Genomic DNA, 1,573 nt, shown 5'->3' on the forward strand with positions numbered 1-1,573 from the left:
AACTTATACCACTTGTAGGAGATGTTTGCAAGCATTATCCATTTGGCAAACTTTTTTTCCTTGGAGAAGTCATGCAGCAAACACAATCATTAAACCATGTTTGTGAAAACAGAAATTCTAATAATACGGATTCTCTCATAAATCCACAATTTCTCAATGATATAGCGCGCTTAGAGCAGGCGCAAATAGCCATTACAGGATTACTAAGTGGGTTAGATTGTGCCAATTATTCACATTTACAATCCCAAAATAATACACAATCTCAAGGTGTGGGTGGTAAGGGTATGAAAACTTACCTAGCAAAAAAGTACGCAGGGGTGATAGAATCTCATTTTGCCCGTCATATTTATGCGCAAGGCACGAGACGTTATGCGTGGGTGTATCCAAAAAATATGCAAATATCCTATATTGCGCAAAAAGCACAAGCTATTTTAGAATTTGAATTACCAAGCGGCTCATACGCAACAAGCCTTTTGGAATACATTAAGAATGCCCCTCTTTATCCACGAAATCACTATACAGAATCTTTAGAAAATTCTAAAGCTCATAAATAGGCTTGAAAAACAAAGTGCTGAAATAGGCTTTGAGGAAAATATCTTACAACATAAGACCAATTCATTGGGTTAATGTTCATGTTGTCGCAAATATTATTAGAGTCTTTATTTAATTCGTGCGAGATTGCAGCAGAATCGGGAGTTTGTGTCATTGTTTTCTAATACAATTTTTCTAATACAATAACGCAACTTATGAGATAAGATTCATGGAAATTTTACTCTCTTGTAAGGAGCAATGAATCAACATAGCTTGTTGAGGGTAAGGGTGCTATCAAATCAATCATGAAGGGCATTGTGAGGGCTATATATTGCCTATATTTATACTAGGACATTGAATCTTTGGCAAAGCAAGTAAAGTAATCCTTAATAGGCTATGTGTGCAGGGTTTGCAATTATAAGGCAAAAAATGAGTGTCTGGATAAATGTTAAGTGTATGAGTTTTTAATACAGGAATGTGTTGCATGCAGTTGTTTGTGTTCTCTCAACTATGCAGCTTATATCCACGCCATACAAGCAATATGCTTAAACTCATCGTCAGTATTTTGAAAACCCATACGCTTTGTTCGTGCATGGAATGAAAATTATCGCTTTGCAAATTTTCTTTATTCAGAATAAAAGGGGTATAATACCATGCAAATAACACAATACAAACTGCGCTAATAAGCCCTAGAATTAGCCATACTTTAGAATAATTAGGATTGAATTTTAAGCTTAGTAGTTCATACACCACAATAATCACTAAGAGAATCAGCAAATATCCATTCAATCGCAAAAAAATTTGCCCCATAATTTGTCCGCTATCGGTATTAGTAAAAAGATTAGCGACTTCCTGTGAGATAAAGTCTTGCGCATGAAAGATAATAGGCGCAGCAAAAGCACCACATGCAATAATCCCTCCAATGCCTATACTTAAAAACAAGAGATAGAGAGAATCCATAATGCGTATTGCTCTTTGCATAGGGTTATGTGTAGTTTGATGGTTAATGATATGGTGAGTGTTTTTGGTCACAGTGTTATCC

At 35.5% G+C, this 1,573-nt stretch carries 2 protein-coding genes; one reads left to right on the top strand and one right to left on the bottom strand.

Annotated elements, in window-relative coordinates; genetic code table 11:
• Positions 1-554, top strand: a 554-nt coding sequence (gene truD, locus CQA44_RS11990; RefSeq protein WP_115547419.1) for a tRNA pseudouridine(13) synthase TruD, incomplete at its 5' end; no start/stop codon positions are given.
• A gap of 481 nt (positions 555-1,035) precedes the next feature.
• On the opposite strand, the gene CQA44_RS11995 is transcribed toward truD, so the two are convergent.
• Positions 1,036-1,573 (bottom strand): DUF4149 domain-containing protein (locus CQA44_RS11995; RefSeq protein WP_258865046.1); only part of this gene is annotated, 538 nt, incomplete at its 5' end.

The sequence above is a fragment of the Helicobacter sp. MIT 14-3879 genome (genome assembly GCF_003364125.1).